This window comes from Veillonella sp., from assembly GCF_041333735.1.
GTDB lineage: Bacteria > Bacillota > Negativicutes > Veillonellales > Veillonellaceae > Veillonella.
Genome location: NZ_JBGKFB010000001.1, coordinates 567,839 through 584,778, shown reverse-complemented (window position 1 = coordinate 584,778; position 16,940 = coordinate 567,839). Strand labels below are relative to the sequence as shown.

The window sequence follows — 16,940 nt, the reverse complement described above, 5'->3', positions numbered from 1 at the left end:
ATATTGATTTAAACATATCTATAATTTAATGTTAGAGGTTTCATCTCGATGTATTGCAGAGGTTGAGGCCTCTTTGTTATTATGTTATAGTATTTTAATGTCGCATTAGATGGAGGAATTAGATGGGGGAGAAACAGTGGATTGGCATGGCGTTAGCCATTCTAGGAGCCTTGTTTTGGGGACTTTCAGGTACATCTGTACAATATCTGGAAGGGGTAAAACACTTAAATGTAGAGTGGCTACTAGAGGTTCGGCTGCTGGTGGCCGGGTTCTTGACGATTATATTGGCCTATATGCAAGATGGAATGCGCATCTTTGATATTTTTAAAAATAAAAAAGACTTTGGTAAACTGCTCATCTTCGGTGTTCTAGGCATCGCTTTAGCGCAGTACACGTACTTTAGAGCCATCGCTATTTCTGGGGTTGGTGTTGCTACGGTACTTCAATATGTAGCGCCGACGTTGATTATTATTTATCTCTTCCTACGATACTTTAAAAAGCCGTCTTTTGCGGAGTCTTGTTGTGTTCTGCTAGCTATGGTTGGTACGGTATGCATTGTTTCCCAAGAGGGGCTAGATTTTTCTAAAATTAATGGGGAAGCTATGATTTGGGGGCTTGTATCGGCAGCCAGCATCTGTGTCTATACATTGCAACCTATTGAACTATTAAAGAAATATGGCACTACATCGATTGTTGGTTTTGCCATGTTTATCTGTGGATTTATTTCGTTAGCCATGTTCCAGCAAATCGATTCTGAAGCAATTTGGGATGGTATGACATGGCTTGGATTATTCGCCATTATTATATTGGGGACGGTTGTATCCTTTAATGCTTATATCGAAGGGGTGCGACGGATTGGTGCCGTACAAGGCTCTATTCTTTCTTCGTTGGAACCGATTTCAGCCGCTCTATTTGGCTGGGCATTATTGGGGAATGAATTTACCCTTGTAGGGATTATAGGTATGGTTTGTATCATTGCTACCGTATTCATTATCGCCTGGGATCGACAACGACAAATCAAACGAGAAGTACTAGAAAAACTGAATAAAGTAGAAATGAAATAAACAAACGAAAACACATATACCATGCGGTATATGTGTTTTTTGTAATCAAATATTATATTTTTTGCTAAGTTAGGATCTAGAATATTTTGTTTATTTATTAATACAAATGAATTTTCATAGGTATAGAAATTATCTAAATCTATGTACTGGTAACCTTCGTATTGGTTTTTAGCCAATTTGTAGTTCCTTCCTTCTGTTTGTAACATAATTTTTTAATTCTAGAACTGATTCAGTTGTAGGAGTGAAGTCTTCAATCATAGATGAACCTATGGCATACCAAACTGCATCAAAGTCCTCATAAGTATCAAATTGTACATCTAAAATGGTGAGTTTTTCTTTATTTACATTTAATGTCATAGGCACCTCCTTTATTACTATTATTATAGCATAGCTCGTCTCTTTATTTTGTATACATGACCTATTTTGTTGACTATTTACTTATCTATTCATATAGTTAATAGGTAAGTACTAATTAATTTTTAGGAGGTTCCTATGTCTGTAAAAGATTTCGTACAACAACGCCGCGATGATTTTATCGCTATGCGTCGTGATTTTCATATGTATCCAGAGCCAGCTTGGCTTGAATATCGTTCTGCTTCTAAAGTAGCTGAAAAGTTAATTTCTTTAGGGTATGATGTAGCACTTGGTGCAGATGTACTCGATTTAGATTCTCGTATGGGTTTACCTAGCGAAGAGGTTATGAAAGCAGCCATGGCTCGCGCTATGGATGAAGGCGCTGATCCTGAGCTCGTAGAAAAAATGGGCTATGGTAAAACAGCTATCGTAGCAACTATGAAGTTCAGTGATGATGGTCCTGTAGTGGCATTCCGTGCAGATATGGATTCTAATGATGTTATCGAATCTAAAGCATCTAACCATATTCCTGCTAAGAATGGTTTCCGTTCCCGCCATGAGAAGGCTATGCATGCTTGTGGTCATGATACACATATGACAATGGGCCTTGGCCTTGCTGAATATATTGCTACACATAAGGATGGCTTGAAGGGTACTATTAAACTAATCTTCCAACCAGCAGAGGAAGGCGTACGTGGTGCTAAAGCGATGGTAGAGGCTGGCGTAGTAGATGATGTAGATTTGATGTTCGGCATGCATATCGGATTTAATGAACAGTTATCTAATTGCTTTGCTTGTAGTGATCATGGCTTTTTAGCGACTACAAAACTTGATGCTGTATTCCATGGTTATTCTTCCCATGCAGGTGGTTCTCCTGAAAAGGCTCAAAATGCCATGCTTGCAGGCTGTACAGCTGTTATTAACTTACAAGCCATTGCTCGCCATAGTGGGGGTGCATCTCGCATGAATGTAGGCGTTTTTGAAAGTGGTACAGGTCGCAATGTTACACCTGATGTAGCTGTTCTTAAATTAGAAACTCGCGGTGCTACTACAGAAATCAATGACTACATGATTGAACGCACTAAAACTATTATTAAAGGTGCCGCAGAAATGCATGATTGTACCTTTGAAATTACAAAACAAGGCGAAACACCAGCCGGTCGTATCAGCGATGACTTAGCTCGCGAAGTACAAGAAATCATTGAACCATTAGGTATCTTTAAAGAGGTACCGTTCGATTATAGCGGTGGCGGTAGTGAAGACTGCGCGTACTTCTTGAACCGTGTTATTGACCGTGGCGGTCGAGCAACATATATGGTATTAGGCTCTGCTATTAAAGCACCTCATCATAATCCATTATTCGATATCGATGAAGAAGACATGCTAAACGGTATTGTTGCATTAGGTACAATTGCTACTCACTATTTAAAATAGGACATATTGATTGAGATATTGTGATTCATACATCTAAACTATAGGTACATAACTATATAGATGTATGCATCGAAATATGTATAGTGTGCTATATATTAGATGTAATATGGGTATTAGATTGTGAGGTGTTATATGATTCAACGAGAGCGTTTAGCTAAAGATTTTGAAGCTATGGCACAGCTGACTGCACCTGGAGAAGGTATTAATCGCCTAGCTTTCACCGATGCAGATTGGAAGGGGCGCCAATATATCATTGACCGTATGACTGATGCGGGCTTGACTGTTGAAATAGATGATTTCGGTAATGTTATGGGCTATAAGGTTGGTAAAAAATCTGAGCTACCGATTGTTATGGTTGGCTCTCATACGGATAGCGTCCCGAATGGTGGCAACTATGATGGTGTTGTAGGCGTATTATCTGCTATCGAAGCTATTCGCAGTATGATGGATGATGGTTTTGAACATGACCATACCATTGCAGTAGTGGACTTTATGTGTGAAGAATCTAGCCGCTTTGGAGCTGCCACATTGGGCAGTAAGGCTATGCGTGGTGAATTGACATTGAAAGATTTACAACGCTTAGTAGATAAACAAGGTGTGTCCTTGTATGATGCTTTGAAAGAACGTAATTTAAATCCAGATGCTATTGAGCATATGGAATATGAACGACCTGTAAAGTCTTTCACAGAAATTCATATCGAACAAGGTAAGGTGCTAGAGCATGAAGCAAAACCCATCGGCGTTGTAACTGGTATTGCCGCACCAGAGCGGTTCTATGTAACCATTCGTGGGAATGCGGACCATAGTGGTGCTACGCCAATGAATTTGCGTCATGATGCCTTATGTGGGGCTTCAAAAATAATCCTCGGCATTGAGGAGATTGCATCCATGCAAGAGGAGCCTCCAGTGGTAGGCACAGTCGGTGTTGTTGAGGTAACACCGGGTGCGATGAACGTTATCCCTGGGGCTGTGAAGATGGGAGTCGATATTCGCAGTATTTCTAAGGTGGCCCGTGATTCTGTAGTTACCCTCATTAAGGAATTTATTGATGTTATTGCAGAGAAACGAGGCTTATCCTATACGATTGAGCCTATCGCACAGGATCATCCTGTAGCGATGCATCCGGCCATGATTCGAGAAATCGAAGAGGCTGTTAAGTCTGTAGGTGTAGACTATATGACCATGCCAAGCGGTGCTGGTCATGATGCTATGCACTGGGCCGATGATGTTCCAACAGGGATGATTTTTATCCCATGTCGTGAAGGTATTAGTCATAATCCGGCTGAATTTGCGGAAATGGATGACATCGTTACGGGCGCTAAGGTACTGGATACAGTACTTAGAAAACTTAGTTTAGAAATGACAAAACTTGTGTAAGTAGAGATATCCGTTGATATCAGATTGTGTAAAAGTGTAATTCAGCTCTAAGATTGAACAGTGTTTTTTAGTAATTTTGAGCTGACATTACACAGATGGGAGAGATTATGGTTATTGCTGGTATTGTTATTGTAGTGGCGACATTTATTGCCATTATTAAACAGTTTGAAACACGGCTCGTTTTATTGCTATCGGGCTTATTAATGTGCTTTATTGGTGGGCAGCTTGGTGCTGGTACGACAGCCTTTGTAAAAGAGCTTACAAATCCAGGTCTTGTACCAACCATTTGTACAGTGCTTGGTTTTAGTTATGTTATGGAGTATACAAAATGTACAGAGCACATGGTATATTTCATCTCTGCAGGCCTTAAAAAGATGACTAAAATTATCATTCCTGGTGCTGTTATTATTACGTTCTTGATCAACATTGCGTTACCTACAGCGGCAGGTTGTGCAGCTGCAGTAGGTGCTCTATTAATTCCTGCACTTATTCGCTCCGGTGTGCATCCAGCGATGGCAGGCTCTGCTATTTTCTTAGGGACTTGGGGTAGTGCATTGAGTCCTGGTCTTATGTTTAACCCTCAAGTGGCACAACTCGCTGGCGAAGATGTAATGACCGTTATTGCTAGCTTCTCTATGCAAGCCATTATTGGCATTGTCGTAGCAGCTATTTTGCTCAATATCGTAGCTATCGTTAAGAAAGAGCATACAGGATATGTATTGAAAGATGCTAACGAAGAAGAAGGTAAAGAATTTAAGGTAAATTACTTATATGCCATCATCCCAATCATTCCACTTGTATTACTTGTACTCGGTAGTAAACAAGTAGCAGTGATTCCAGAGATTTCTGTTCCTGTGTCCATGTTAATTGGTACGGCGATTGGTATTATTGTGGTACGACCTAATGTAACAGATGCAGTTAAGAAATTCTTCCGTGGTACTGGCGATGGCATGTGCGATGTAGTAGGTCTTATGGCTGCGGCGGCAGCCTTTACTGCGGGTATGCAGTACATTGGGCTTACAAGTGCACTTATTGATGGCATGAAGAACTCTCAACAAATTGCTCAGATTGGTGCTGCCTTTGGTCCGTTCTTATTGGCAGTTATCTCTGGTTCTGGTAATGCAGCAGCCCTTGCGTTTAACGGTGCTGTTACACCGCATGCGGCAGACTTTGGGTATGGCATTATGCAATTGGGCTCCATGGCCCAATTAGGTGCTGGCATCGGTCGTAGTATGAGTCCAGTAGCAGGTGCAGGTATTATTATTGCCGGCCTTGCTGGTATTAACCCTATGGAAATGGCGAAACGTAATGCTGTACCATGTATTATTGCTACAGTAGTGATTATGCTATTGTTACTATAATTAAATACTAATGTAGTTGGTCAATTATAATTCAATAAAACATAGTTGTTCTAGGACTCTAAAGTTAAAACTCGCAATAAAAGAACCCCATTATGATTAACATCATGATGGGGTTCTCTTTATATTGTAGAGTTCTATTATTTAAGTTTGAAACCAATCCATAGAGCGGAAATAATAAATAAGCCACCACTAACCCAGAATAGTGTAGTAAAGCCTAGCCATGCCATAAGGCTAGCACCGCCAATGGATCCTAAGAAATAACCAAAGAATAGACAGGATTGATTATAGGAGAATACTTGGCCTGTAAATTCTCGAGGTGTTTTTGAAGATAGGTAGGTGTTTAAAGCAGGAAGCATACCGCCTAACCCAAAACCTTGAAGGAATCTAATGATGGCAAGTTGATATACATCGGAAACATAGGCTTGAGGGATATTTAGAATCCCTACATAGATAAGAGATACTACTAATACTTTACGGGGGCCAATTTTATCGACCAATTTACCTAGTGGAGAGCTACTCATAAGTTGGGCAATACCCATAGCGGAGAATACGGCACCTGCAATAAATGCGAGATTTTCTGTATTGCTAGGAACGATTCCTTTAATATATACAGAGATAACAGGTTGTAAGGACATGATGCATATTGCATAGATAAAGGAGGCCACACATAGAGCGACAATACTATTAAATTCCGGTATTTGCTCTTTCAACTTGCGGATAGAAAGTTTTTCCGGATTAGGCTGTGGTACATAATTTTCATGGATGAATATAGTGGCTAGCACACCAGCTAAGCCCATGAGGGCACCGACGATGATAAAGTCATTGCGAATACCAACTGTATCTGCAATGTAGCCACCTAATAGAGGTCCAATCAGTGAACCAGCAAGGTTGGCAGAAGCTAGTAGACCTAAAGCCCAACCAGTTCGTTCGATAGGTGTTTCTGACGCAATCAAGGTGATTGATGCAGAGTAAAAGCCACTTACAAGCCCTTGAATTAAACGAATTAGTACGACTCCCTCTGGGGTTGTTTGAAAGGCAATCAAAACATTACATAAGGCCATACCAAAGCTAGATCGTATTAATGTAATTTTACGACCTTTTTTGTCAGCAACACGCCCCCAAAATGGAGCAGCCAAGCAAACGATTATGTAGGTTGCACCGGTTGCTAAACCAGACCATAAGGACATTGCTTCTGGTGTTTGGACGCCTAAATCATGAAAGTATAAAGGTAGGATTGGAGCTAGCTGACTTACACCAAAGGCTGTACAGAATACACAGACTAAACTGATGTATACCGTTCGTTTCCATGTTTCCATAAAGACTCCTAAATAAATAAATGAATACTAGTATGTATCTTATAGTATAACGTGATATAGGTTGTTATGCATTATAAATATTAGAAAATAAATTAATAAATTAGTCTAGAATTATGCGGATAGTTGAGATTTTTCTTGACTTTCATTCTATAGAAACATTATAATCAGATTATAATTTTATACTCGCCTAAAAGAAACCGATGAGGTGGAGATAAAAATAGGAAATGCACTCACAGAGAGCGGGATTAGCTGAGAACCCGTAGTACGCAGCTTATTAAATGGACCACCGAGGGCGCATGGAACAGAATGAACTTTCATTCCTAGTATGGTGCGACGTCACACGAGCGTTAGTCGTGAGGGATATGTTAGTATCCTGCGAAAGGGGAATGCACTGCATTCAAACAAGGTGGTACCGCGATTTATAGCATAATACAAGTATTTTCTAATACTCTTGTAAAGATAGAACTATAGACTCGTCCTTGACGTTACATTGTCATGGGCGAGTTTTTTTATTGGCAAACGCCAGATGGAGGTTTTCATGATTTTCCCTAGTCTTGACCGTGTGAAAGCTATCGCACCGGGCTACGATATCGTGCCTGTATATATGGAAATTTTATCCGACGTACGCACACCAATTAGTGTGTTGAAAGCGTTAAAACAAGTGAGCAGTCATACGTACTTGCTTGAAAGTGCGGATAATAGTAATCATTGGGGTCGTTACTCCTTTTTAGGCTACGACCCTAAGATTGAGCTTTTCTGTAAAAATCATAAAATGACTATAAAAGACGGTACCACTCGTACTTTTGAGTGCTCTGATCCTGCCGCAGAAATTCGCAATATTTTGAGCCAATACAAAAGCCCTCGCTTAGAAGAGTTGCCAACCTTTACAGGTGGCTTTGTAGGGTACTTTGCTTGTGAATATATCCGCTATATCGAGCCAACATTGGACTTCCCAACACTAGATGATGACTCTGCTATGGTGAACGATGTAGACCTTATGCTCTTTGATAAGGTCATCGCTTTCGACCATTATAAGAATAAAATCTACTTGATTGCTAACATCAGCACAAATGATTTAGAACGTAACTACAACAAGGCTGAGCTTGAACTTAAAGCACTAGCTGATCTCGTAGTAAACGGCAAAGAGGCGGAAGTTCCAAAAGGCATCCTTAAAACAGAGTTCACTTCTGAGTTTACAAAGGATGAGTTCGAAGCAGTTGTTAAAAAGACACAGCACTACATTAAGGAAGGGGATATCTTCCAATGTGTTGTATCTAATCGTCGTGAAGCTGAGTTTGAAGGTAGCTTGTTAAATGCATACCGCGTATTGCGTACGTTGAACCCATCTCCATATATGTTCTACTTATCTGGTGGCGATGTAGAGCTTACAGGTGCCTCGCCAGAAACATTGGTAAAATTAACGGACGGCAAAATGTATACCTTCCCAATTGCAGGCACTATGCGTCGCGGTAAAAACGAAGCAGAGGATCTCGCTATTGAGGAAAAACTCATCAATGACGAAAAAGAGTTGGCTGAACATAACATGCTCGTTGACCTTGGCCGTAACGACTTAGGTAAAATTGCTAAATTCGGTTCTGTAAAAGTTGAAGCATTGCATATGCTGCAACGTTTCTCTCATGTAATTCATATTACATCTACTGTAAGCGGTGACATTCAAGACGGCAAAGATGCTCTGGATGCTATCGGTGCTACATTGCCGGCAGGCACATTGTCCGGGGCTCCTAAAATCCGTGCTATCGAGATTTTACACGAACTTGAAAAAAGCCCACGCGGTGTATACGGTGGCGCTGTAGGTTACATTGATTTCTCTGGTAACATGGACGTATGTATCGGTATCCGCATGGCTATGAATAAAGGCGGTAAGGTCTATGTTCGCGCTGGCGCAGGTATCGTTCGTGATAGCGTACCTGCTAGTGAATACAATGAAACATTGATTAAAGGCCAATCCATGATTTCCGCAATTACAGATGCACAGGAGGTAGAATAATGGTACTCCTTATAGATAATTACGATAGCTTCTCCTTCAATTTATACCAATTAGTAGGCTCTATCGATCCAGATATTAAAGTCATCCGCAGTGATGAATTAACAGTTGAAGAAATCCGTGCTTTAAAACCAGACTATGTAATACTTTCACCAGGACCTGGCAGACCAGCTGATGCGGGCGTATACGAAGACCTATTGCGCGAATGCAAAGGTGAATTCCCAATCCTCGGCGTATGCCTTGGTCACCAAGCCATCGGCGAAGTATTCGGCGGCACCGTTTCCTACGCAAAACAAGTTATGCACGGCAAACAAAGCGTAGCCAAACAAGTACACCCATCCAAAATCCTTAAAGGCGTACCAGAACAATTTGAAGTGGCTCGCTACCACTCATTGGCGATTATTGACGAAACAATGCCAAGCGAACTCATCGTTACATCCATTACCGATGACGGCGAAGTAATGAGCGTAGAACACAAAGACTACCCAATCTACGGTGTGCAATTCCATCCGGAATCCATCATGACACCGAACGGGGAACAAATGATTCGCAATTTCTTACAAAAATAGCTACAGTCTATTTTAGGTATTCGAGGGGCTATTTTTAAGATCTAGAACGATAAGGCAGAAATAAGGTCTCTCGGAACTCCGATGGCCACCCACCCCACTATGTGGGGCCGCCAAGTCGTTCCTTAAGATCTTATTTCCTGCCAACTGAATCTAGACAGTACCTAATAATAGCCCCTCTACAATACATTAGATGAACTGTAGATATATTTTCTAAAAAATATGCGAATCAGAACCCCTTATCTAAGAAGTGGTGGTGCGTAGCACCACCATTCCCACCCCCTATAAAGGAATGACCTGTGCGTTACTCCATATAATGCGCAGGATCATTTGATAATAGTTTGTTTGAGGGATATCTATTAAATTGGTATGATTTTGTTGATAGGTTCGATTGGGTTATGTGTGAAGCCGACTTGGCGCCCCGCATAGCGGGGGGTGGCCTCTTGGAGGCTGAGGGCATGACCCAATCGGTACCGACTAGGTAGAATGGTATTAATTTAATAGATATCCTCAAAAGGAGATTTAAAATGATTAAAGACGCATTATATGCAGTAACGCATGGTCAGGATTTATCCTACGATCTTGCTAAAGATACAATGAATAAAATTATGAGTGGCGAGGTAGCCGAGGTTCCTATGGCTGGTTTCTTGTGTGCTCTTGCAGCGAAAGGCCCTACTGTAGATGAGGTTACGGCTTTCGCTGAGGTTATGCGCGAGAAGGCTGGTTCTGTGCCTCATGAAGGTACTGTTGTAGAAATCGTAGGTACTGGCGGCGACGAAGCTAATACGTTCAACATTTCTACTACATCTGGTTTTATCATTTCTGCAGCAGGTATTCCTGTAGCGAAACATGGTAACCGCAGTGTATCTAGTAAATGTGGCGCTGCTGACTTAATCGAAGCATTGGGCGCTAAATTAGAGCTTAATGGCGAACAAAACGAAGCAGTTCTTAATAAAGCAAATATGTGCTTTATGTTTGCCCCTGTATATCACCAAGCTATGAAGTATGCAGGACCTGTACGTAAAGCGTTAGGCGTTCGTACCGTATTTAATATCCTTGGACCTTTGGCAAACCCAGCAGGTGCTACAGTAGAGTTGATGGGCGTGTACGATAAATCTTTAGTAGAACCATTGGCTCGCGTATTGGCTAACCTTGGCGTTAAACGCGGTGCAGTGGTACACGGCTTTGACGGCCTTGATGAAATTACAGCTACCAACAAAACGTACGTATGCGAAATTAATAATGGCACTTTCACAAGCTATGAATTCGACCCTAAAGAATATGGTTTCGAATATGCTGATAAAACTGAGCTTGAAGGTGGCGACGCTACTGTAAATGCTGCGATTACACGCCGCGTTCTCGGTGGTGAGCAAGGTGGTAAACGCACAGCCGTTCTTCTTAACGCTGGTATGGCGATTTATCTTGCAAAAGATGGCATTACATTAGCAGAAGGCATTGAAGAGGCGAAAAATATGATCGACTCTGGCAAGGCGCTTGCCACAATGGAACAATTTGTGAAAGCAACCCAAGAGGTATAACCATTGATTTTAGATAAGATTGTAGAGGCTACCAAAGTTCGAGTGGCCCAAGAAAAAGAGGTGGAAACGCCTGAGGCTGTGAAAGCAGCGGCCTTAGCGTTACCATCCGATACAGGATTTCCTTTTGAAGCAGCCCTTCGCCAGCAAGACTTTAACTTCATTTGCGAAGTAAAGAAGGCGTCTCCTTCAAAGGGTATTATTGCTGAACATTTTCCATATTTAGACATCGCCAAAGAATATGAAGTAGCTGGTGCAGCAGCCATCTCTGTATTGACTGAGCCAGACTTCTTTAAAGGGGACAAAAAATATTTGCAAGAAATTGCTAGTACTGTAAAAATCCCTGTCCTTCGCAAGGACTTCATCATCGATGAATACCAAATCTACCAAGCGAAGGTGTGGGGCGCTAGTGCTATCCTCTTGATTTGCGCGTGCTTAGATGTGCCTACATTGACGAAGTTCCGTGAGTTAGCCGACTCTCTTGGCTTGTCCTCCTTAGTAGAGGCTCACGATGAGCATGAGGTACAAATGGCTATCGATTGCGGTGCCCGCATTATTGGCGTTAATAATCGCAACTTGAAAGACTTTACTGTAGACGTACAAAATAGCGTGCGCTTGCGTAATCTTGTTGAAGACGATGTGATCTTCGTATCTGAAAGTGGCCTAGAAACGCCAAAGGATATCCAAGTATTGCGCGATAACAACATCGGCGTAGCCTTGATGGGTGAAACCTTTATGCGTTCGCCTAACAAGGTTGAGAAACTGGCATATCTCTACGGCCCGACTTACTACACTCCGAAGGTTAAGATGTGTGGCATCTCTAAGGTGGAAACAATCCCTGCTGTAGTAGAAGCAAAGCCAGACTACATGGGCCTTGTATTTGCACCAAGTAAACGACAAGTTACTGTAGATCAAGCTAAAACATTAGTGGAAGAACTACATAAACAATATGCAAAAACTTATGATACAAATACGGTGCCAGTGAACGCTGAGGGAACACAAGATACTAATGGATTTGGCGAAGAAAACACCAATTCTGAAGCTATTAAAACGGTAGGCGTCTTCGTCAATGAAACGTTAGATAATCTCGTTATAATCGTTAAAGAAGTCAATCTTGATGCGGTGCAATTGCACGGCGATGAAGATGAAGCTTTCATCCAAGCTCTCAAAGAGAAAACAGACGTAGAGGTTTGGAAGGCTGTTCAAATCCGAAGTGCTGCAAATGCAGAAGAGTGGATCGATAGCAGTGCTGATATGTTATTATTTGATGCGTACCACAAGGACGAGCGTGGCGGTACGGGTGAAGTGTTCGACTGGTCTTGCTTGGATGAGTTTGAACGTCCGTTTATGCTTGCAGGTGGGATCGACAGTACTAACGTGGCGCGTGCTATCCGCACAGTTCGCCCTTATGGCATAGATATTAGTAGCGGCATTGAAACAAATGGCGTGAAAGACGATGAGAAGATTAAAGCTTTCACAAACATCGTGAGAACCATAGCTCACTAAATGTTGAAAGAATAAGGCCTATTATAGGCGAGTAATCATAGAAAATACATAAATCTAAGATATAATAATATTTTAGACACATCCGATGGAATTCATCGATTGTTGAGATAGATGCCAGTAGTAACGCTATACAGGCGTGCTAGCAGGAATGGTATATGGAAAGGTAAGTTATATGAGTGAACAAAGACATGGTTATTTTGGCTCCTTCGGTGGCCAATTTATGCCAGAAACATTGATGAATGCAGTCATCGAATTGGAAGAGGCATACAACAAGTACAAAGATGATCCTGATTTCGTGCGCGAACTTGAGGATTTACATAAAAAATATACAGGTCGTCCATCCCTTTTATACTATGCAGAACGCATGACAAAGGACCTTGGGGGCGCTAAAATCTACTTAAAACGTGAAGATTTGAACCATACTGGGTCTCACAAATTGAACAATGTAATCGGTCAAATGCTATTGGCAAAACGGATGGGTAAAACTCGTGTTATTGCTGAAACTGGTGCAGGTCAACATGGTGTGGCAACAGCTACTATTGCTGCGTTAATGGGCATGGAATGTGAAGTATACATGGGTGCTGAAGACTGTGAACGTCAAGCGCTTAATGTATATCGCATGGAGTTATTAGGCACTAAGGTGCATCCTGTAACAAGTGGTACTAGTACGTTAAAAGATGCTGTTTCTGAAGCATTGCGCGAATGGACAAACCGCATGTCTGATACGCACTATGTGTTGGGCTCTGTTATGGGCGCTCATCCATTCCCTATGATCGTTCGTGACTTCCAATCCATCATCAGCCGTGAAGCGCGTGAGCAAATCCTTGAAGCAGAAGGTAAATTGCCAACAGCTGTTATGGCTTGTGTAGGTGGCGGTTCCAATGCGATGGGGATGTTCTATCACTTTATTCCTGATGAAGGCGTTCGCCTCATCGGTTGTGAAGCAGCAGGTCGCGGTATCGATACAGAGGAACATGCAGCGACAATTGCAAAAGGTTCTGTTGGTATCTTCCATGGCATGAAATCTTACTTCTGCCAAGACGAAGACGGCCAAATTGCTCCAGTATATTCTATCTCCGCAGGTCTTGATTACCCTGGTATCGGTCCTGAACATGCGTACTTGCACGATAGTGGTCGCGCTGAATATGTACCTGTAACGGATGATGAAGCAGTAGATGCTTTCGAATATTTGTCTCGTTTAGAGGGCATTATTCCAGCTATTGAAAGTGCTCATGCAGTGGCACATGCGCGTAAAATTGCGCCTACTATGAGCAAGGACGATATCATTATTATTTGTTTATCTGGTCGCGGTGACAAAGACGTAGCGGCTATGGCGAAATATAGAGGGGTGGATCTTCATGAGTAAAATTAAAGACGCTTTCACAAAGGGCAAGGCATTCATCCCATTCATCAGTGCTGGTGATCATGGCATTGAGAATACAGAACGTTATATTCGCGTCATGGTGAAAGCCGGCGCCGACATGGTAGAAATTGGTATTCCTTTCTCCGATCCAACAGCGGAAGGCCCAGTAATTCAAGAAGCGAGCACACGCGCATTATCTACAGGCGTAAAAATTCACGATATCTTTGATATGGTGCGTCGTTTGCGCAGTGCTGATGATGCAGTGACAGTACCACTCGTGTTCATGACCTACTTGAACCCAATCTATGTATTCGGTCGTGAAAAATTCTTTACCCTCTGCGAAGAGGTTGGTATCTCTGGTGTTATCGTGCCAGACATGCCCTTTGAAGAAAAAGGGGAACTCGGGAGTGTAGCCAATAAACATGGCGTTGAAGTGGTATCCTTGATTGCTCCTACATCTGAAAACCGCATCGAAATGATTGCAAAAGACGCAGAAGGTTTTGTGTACTGTGTGTCTTCCCTCGGGGTTACAGGCATGCGTAGCGAAATCAAAACGGATATTAAATCCATCGTTGAGACAATTCGCAAATATACAGATATTCCTGTAGCCGTTGGTTTTGGTATTTCTAAGCCAGAACAAGCGGAAGCAATGGCGCGCGTATCTGACGGTGCTATCGTAGGCTCTGCTATCGTTAAAATCGTGGCAGAACACGGCGAACATGCAGACCAAGCGTTGTTTGATTACGTACAATCTATGAAACAAGCTGTGCTAAAAGCTGACGCATAATAACAGCTACCGCATAATAAAATAGATAATACAATACATAATAAAAGGACGTTATACATGTGTATAACGTCCTTTTTAGGTTAGTTAGTTTAGTTATGTGTTATATGACTGGATAACCAGTTATGAAAGGGGAATGATTAGCCGTTTGTAGATTCGGAACGTTGATGACGTTCACTGCGTTTTGCAGTTGCATTTTTGTCATGTTTTTCACGTTCAGAAATTTTGTGTTTTCTATGTTTCTTTTGATCTGGTTTGAACCATGGATGAGCACTGCTATCTACTGTGCCATCATCGTTCTTTTCCATGCGATGGTTTTCACCAATTTTGAAGTGGTAATCTTTGGCTTGTGCTACATTGGCACCAATACCAACTGATAAGAATGCTGCCAAGCTGGCCATAGCTACTACTTTAGTCAATTTAGCGTTCATAATTATTATCTCCTATACAAACTTAATTGCACGAATTTTAGTTGTAAAAAATATATTATTAGTATAGATAAAATTGATGAACAAAAAATGAAATGATAGGGTTGGTAAAGCATAGTATAATAGGGTTATCTAAGTTTGTATCATATCTAAATATAGTAGGAGATTTATGAAGCAGAGAGTATTTGAAATCCTCTATCGTGAGCTAGTAGAAAACTATGCGAATCATAAGGGACGAACAACGACAGCCGACTTTTGGCTTACCATCAGTGCTATGACCTTTGTATACGGTCTAGTTACATTTATAACAGGTCTTGCCACCTTCATACCTTCTGGATTTTTATATGCCATATCCTTAGGGGGTGGCGTATTGACGGCATTAACAGTAGTGTTAGTGTTGCCCACCATTATGATGGTAGCGAGACGGTTACGTGATTCTAATAATGATCCAACCTTGATGATTCTCATCTTTGTGCCTATTTTAGGATGGATTGCGTTGCTCTTTTTGTTGTGTAAGAGATCGGCCCCCACACAAGAAGCAAGCATAATTAATGAACAGATATCTGTAGAACCTAGTATACATGAGAAGCGATCTGTTTCGGGAGCCTTCATCGTGGCTCTTCTTGTTTTAGGCTGGGTTGTAAACAGTGTAGGTACATCTATGATGGGACATAACTATATGATAGAAGAAACTGCCTTTGGAAACTTGGGGCAGGGGGCTTTCACCAAAAAAGCAAATCGTTTATTACATAGTGATTCTGCTACTACAGAAGGCTATTTAGTGGTACAAGAGTATTACAAAGCACTTGCTAATGGCGATTATCATAGTGCGTATCGCGATTTGAGCAGTCGTGAAATGGAACGATACGGCACCTTTGATCTCTGGCAGCAGTCTAAGGCAAAGGAACAACGCTCTGCTGTGGAATCTATACGATTAGACTATGTATCACAAGATACTGATGATGATGTAGAGGTGGACTATTTAGGATATAGGGTGGACTTCGTAGATGGACAACCATCTATGCTAGTACGTTTATATAATATTGGTAACGGCTGGAAAATCATTGGTTTTGAAGAGTTTGAGGAGGACTAGTATGGCATCTGTAAATGTATACGATTTAAACTATACCGATGCCTTCGTGCTAGGCATCAAAAACTACGCTAATTTTAAAGGTCGTGCGAGCCGTAGTGAATACTGGCGGTTCATGGCTGGAATGATGATGGTTCAAGGAGTGCTAGGGGTTGTAGCGATCCTCTGTAAAGGTGTGGGTCTCTATAATTTTGAGTCTATAATTGACACGATTACTCTATTAGTAACTCTGTTTTTCGTGATTCCTAATATTGCCATCACAACGCGACGTATGCATGATATTGGGCGCAGTGGCTGGACCCAGATAATTTCCTTTATTCCAATTATTGGGTTATTTATATTCTTAACCTATGAATTGAAACGTGGCGATGAAGGGGAGAATGGTTACGGTGAAAGAACTGCCTATATTCCTATTACTACTAGTATAAGTCAATCCACGGGTCTCGAAGAAACTCCATCTCGAAAACAAGACTGGATTATGGGTATTACCATCTTTGTTCTTCAATCCATCGTCTTTGGTGATACTATCGGTGATATATTATGGTATGGCATTAATGCCAATGGCTATATATAGTAATAACCTGTATCAAATAGCATACTTATTATTTTATTTTATAAAAGTTTAACAACTCCTTTATAGACAATATAACACTTTGTAGTAAAATGAAATCAAGATGAATTCAAAAATATAGATATGATTACTTCAAAACATATCTAAGTTACTATATGTGTTAAAGCAACAGGACTTTATGAGCTT

The 16,940-nt window shown here is 41.3% G+C and carries 15 protein-coding genes; 12 read left to right on the top strand and 3 right to left on the bottom strand.

Going from position 1 to position 16,940, the window contains the following annotated elements; translation table 11 throughout:
- Positions 1-122 precede the first annotated feature (122 nt).
- Positions 123-1,064, top strand: coding sequence for a DMT family transporter (locus ACDF53_RS02645; protein ID WP_370815398.1), 942 nt, complete (start codon positions 123-125; stop codon positions 1,062-1,064).
- Positions 1,065-1,232: 168 nt separating this feature from the next.
- Here the strand turns inward: ACDF53_RS02645 and ACDF53_RS02640 are convergent, their stop codons facing one another.
- Complete coding sequence (locus ACDF53_RS02640) at positions 1,233-1,421, bottom strand: hypothetical protein (RefSeq protein ID WP_295867163.1); 189 nt, start codon at positions 1,419-1,421, stop codon at positions 1,233-1,235.
- Positions 1,422-1,556: 135 nt separating this feature from the next.
- On the opposite strand from ACDF53_RS02640, the gene ACDF53_RS02635 reads away from it, so the two are divergent.
- The 3 genes from ACDF53_RS02635 (at position 1,557) to dcuC (ending at position 5,590) form a co-directional block, all read left to right on the top strand.
- On the top strand, positions 1,557-2,852 hold the full coding sequence (locus ACDF53_RS02635; RefSeq protein ID WP_370815397.1) for an amidohydrolase: 1,296 nt from the start codon (positions 1,557-1,559) through the stop codon (positions 2,850-2,852).
- 132 nt (positions 2,853-2,984) lie between these two features.
- Complete coding sequence (locus tag ACDF53_RS02630; RefSeq protein ID WP_370815396.1) at positions 2,985-4,229, top strand: M20 family metallo-hydrolase; 1,245 nt, start codon at positions 2,985-2,987, stop codon at positions 4,227-4,229.
- Positions 4,230-4,336: 107 nt separating this feature from the next.
- On the top strand, positions 4,337-5,590 hold the full coding sequence (gene dcuC, locus ACDF53_RS02625) for a C4-dicarboxylate transporter DcuC (RefSeq protein ID WP_370815395.1): 1,254 nt from the start codon (positions 4,337-4,339) through the stop codon (positions 5,588-5,590).
- A gap of 137 nt (positions 5,591-5,727) precedes the next feature.
- Here dcuC and ACDF53_RS02620 read toward each other — a convergent pair whose 3' ends face one another.
- On the bottom strand, positions 5,728-6,906 hold the full coding sequence (locus ACDF53_RS02620) for an MFS transporter (protein WP_370815394.1): 1,179 nt from the start codon (positions 6,904-6,906) through the stop codon (positions 5,728-5,730).
- A 538-nt stretch (positions 6,907-7,444) separates the two neighbouring features.
- Here ACDF53_RS02620 and ACDF53_RS02615 point away from each other — a divergent pair.
- From ACDF53_RS02615 to trpA, 6 genes are all read left to right on the top strand, one after another.
- Entirely contained in the window at positions 7,445-8,914 is a 1,470-nt protein-coding gene (locus ACDF53_RS02615; RefSeq protein ID WP_370815393.1) for an anthranilate synthase component I family protein, read from the top strand.
- Positions 8,914-9,480 (top strand): aminodeoxychorismate/anthranilate synthase component II, encoded by a 567-nt coding sequence (locus ACDF53_RS02610; protein WP_370815392.1) that lies wholly within the window; start codon positions 8,914-8,916, stop codon positions 9,478-9,480. The genes ACDF53_RS02615 and ACDF53_RS02610 overlap by 1 nt, the downstream gene beginning before the upstream one ends.
- 524 nt (positions 9,481-10,004) lie before the next feature.
- A complete protein-coding gene (trpD, locus tag ACDF53_RS02605) occupies positions 10,005-11,015 on the top strand; it encodes an anthranilate phosphoribosyltransferase (RefSeq protein ID WP_370815391.1) in 1,011 nt (336 codons plus the stop codon).
- A 3-nt stretch (positions 11,016-11,018) separates the two neighbouring features.
- Positions 11,019-12,518 carry a bifunctional indole-3-glycerol-phosphate synthase TrpC/phosphoribosylanthranilate isomerase TrpF gene (gene trpCF / locus ACDF53_RS02600; RefSeq protein WP_295825013.1) on the top strand — a complete coding sequence of 500 codons (1,500 nt, stop codon included), beginning with the start codon at positions 11,019-11,021 and terminating at the stop codon, positions 12,516-12,518.
- A gap of 172 nt (positions 12,519-12,690) precedes the next feature.
- The gene (gene trpB / locus ACDF53_RS02595; RefSeq protein ID WP_295825015.1) at positions 12,691-13,884 is read left to right on the top strand and encodes a tryptophan synthase subunit beta; all 1,194 of its coding nucleotides are present in this window, start codon (positions 12,691-12,693) and stop codon (positions 13,882-13,884) included.
- Positions 13,877-14,668, top strand: coding sequence for a tryptophan synthase subunit alpha (gene trpA, locus ACDF53_RS02590; RefSeq protein WP_370815390.1), 792 nt, complete (start codon positions 13,877-13,879; stop codon positions 14,666-14,668). The genes trpB and trpA overlap by 8 nt, the downstream gene beginning before the upstream one ends.
- 137 nt (positions 14,669-14,805) lie before the next feature.
- Here the strand turns inward: trpA and ACDF53_RS02585 are convergent, their stop codons facing one another.
- Complete coding sequence (locus ACDF53_RS02585) at positions 14,806-15,096, bottom strand: hypothetical protein (protein WP_296007302.1); 291 nt, start codon at positions 15,094-15,096, stop codon at positions 14,806-14,808.
- A 166-nt stretch (positions 15,097-15,262) separates the two neighbouring features.
- Here ACDF53_RS02585 and ACDF53_RS02580 point away from each other — a divergent pair, with 166 nt between their 5' ends.
- Positions 15,263-16,186 carry a DUF805 domain-containing protein gene (locus ACDF53_RS02580; protein ID WP_370815389.1) on the top strand — a complete coding sequence of 308 codons (924 nt, stop codon included), beginning with the start codon at positions 15,263-15,265 and terminating at the stop codon, positions 16,184-16,186.
- A 1-nt stretch (position 16,187) separates the two neighbouring features.
- Positions 16,188-16,757: a DUF805 domain-containing protein gene (locus tag ACDF53_RS02575; RefSeq protein WP_105089621.1), complete on the top strand. Its 570-nt coding sequence runs from the start codon at positions 16,188-16,190 to the stop codon at positions 16,755-16,757.
- The last annotated feature ends 183 nt before the right edge of the window (positions 16,758-16,940 follow it).

Excerpts from the sequence above, each read along its gene's own strand:
- ACDF53_RS02620 (WP_370815394.1), bottom strand. The coding sequence starts at position 6,906 with ATGGAAACATGGAAACGAACGGTATACATCAGTTTAGTCTGTGTATTC.
- trpB (WP_295825015.1), top strand. The coding sequence starts at position 12,691 with ATGAGTGAACAAAGACATGGTTATTTTGGCTCCTTCGGTGGCCAATTT.
- ACDF53_RS02585 (WP_296007302.1), bottom strand. The coding sequence starts at position 15,096 with ATGAACGCTAAATTGACTAAAGTAGTAGCTATGGCCAGCTTGGCAGCA.
- ACDF53_RS02645 (WP_370815398.1), top strand. The coding sequence starts at position 123 with ATGGGGGAGAAACAGTGGATTGGCATGGCGTTAGCCATTCTAGGAGCC.
- dcuC (WP_370815395.1), top strand. The coding sequence starts at position 4,337 with ATGGTTATTGCTGGTATTGTTATTGTAGTGGCGACATTTATTGCCATT.
- ACDF53_RS02640 (WP_295867163.1), bottom strand. The coding sequence starts at position 1,421 with ATGACATTAAATGTAAATAAAGAAAAACTCACCATTTTAGATGTACAA.
- trpD (WP_370815391.1), top strand. The coding sequence starts at position 10,005 with ATGATTAAAGACGCATTATATGCAGTAACGCATGGTCAGGATTTATCC.
- ACDF53_RS02630 (WP_370815396.1), top strand. The coding sequence starts at position 2,985 with ATGATTCAACGAGAGCGTTTAGCTAAAGATTTTGAAGCTATGGCACAG.
- ACDF53_RS02580 (WP_370815389.1), top strand. The coding sequence starts at position 15,263 with ATGAAGCAGAGAGTATTTGAAATCCTCTATCGTGAGCTAGTAGAAAAC.
- trpA (WP_370815390.1), top strand. The coding sequence starts at position 13,877 with ATGAGTAAAATTAAAGACGCTTTCACAAAGGGCAAGGCATTCATCCCA.
- ACDF53_RS02610 (WP_370815392.1), top strand. The coding sequence starts at position 8,914 with ATGGTACTCCTTATAGATAATTACGATAGCTTCTCCTTCAATTTATAC.
- ACDF53_RS02615 (WP_370815393.1), top strand. The coding sequence starts at position 7,445 with ATGATTTTCCCTAGTCTTGACCGTGTGAAAGCTATCGCACCGGGCTAC.
- ACDF53_RS02575 (WP_105089621.1), top strand. The coding sequence starts at position 16,188 with ATGGCATCTGTAAATGTATACGATTTAAACTATACCGATGCCTTCGTG.
- ACDF53_RS02635 (WP_370815397.1), top strand. The coding sequence starts at position 1,557 with ATGTCTGTAAAAGATTTCGTACAACAACGCCGCGATGATTTTATCGCT.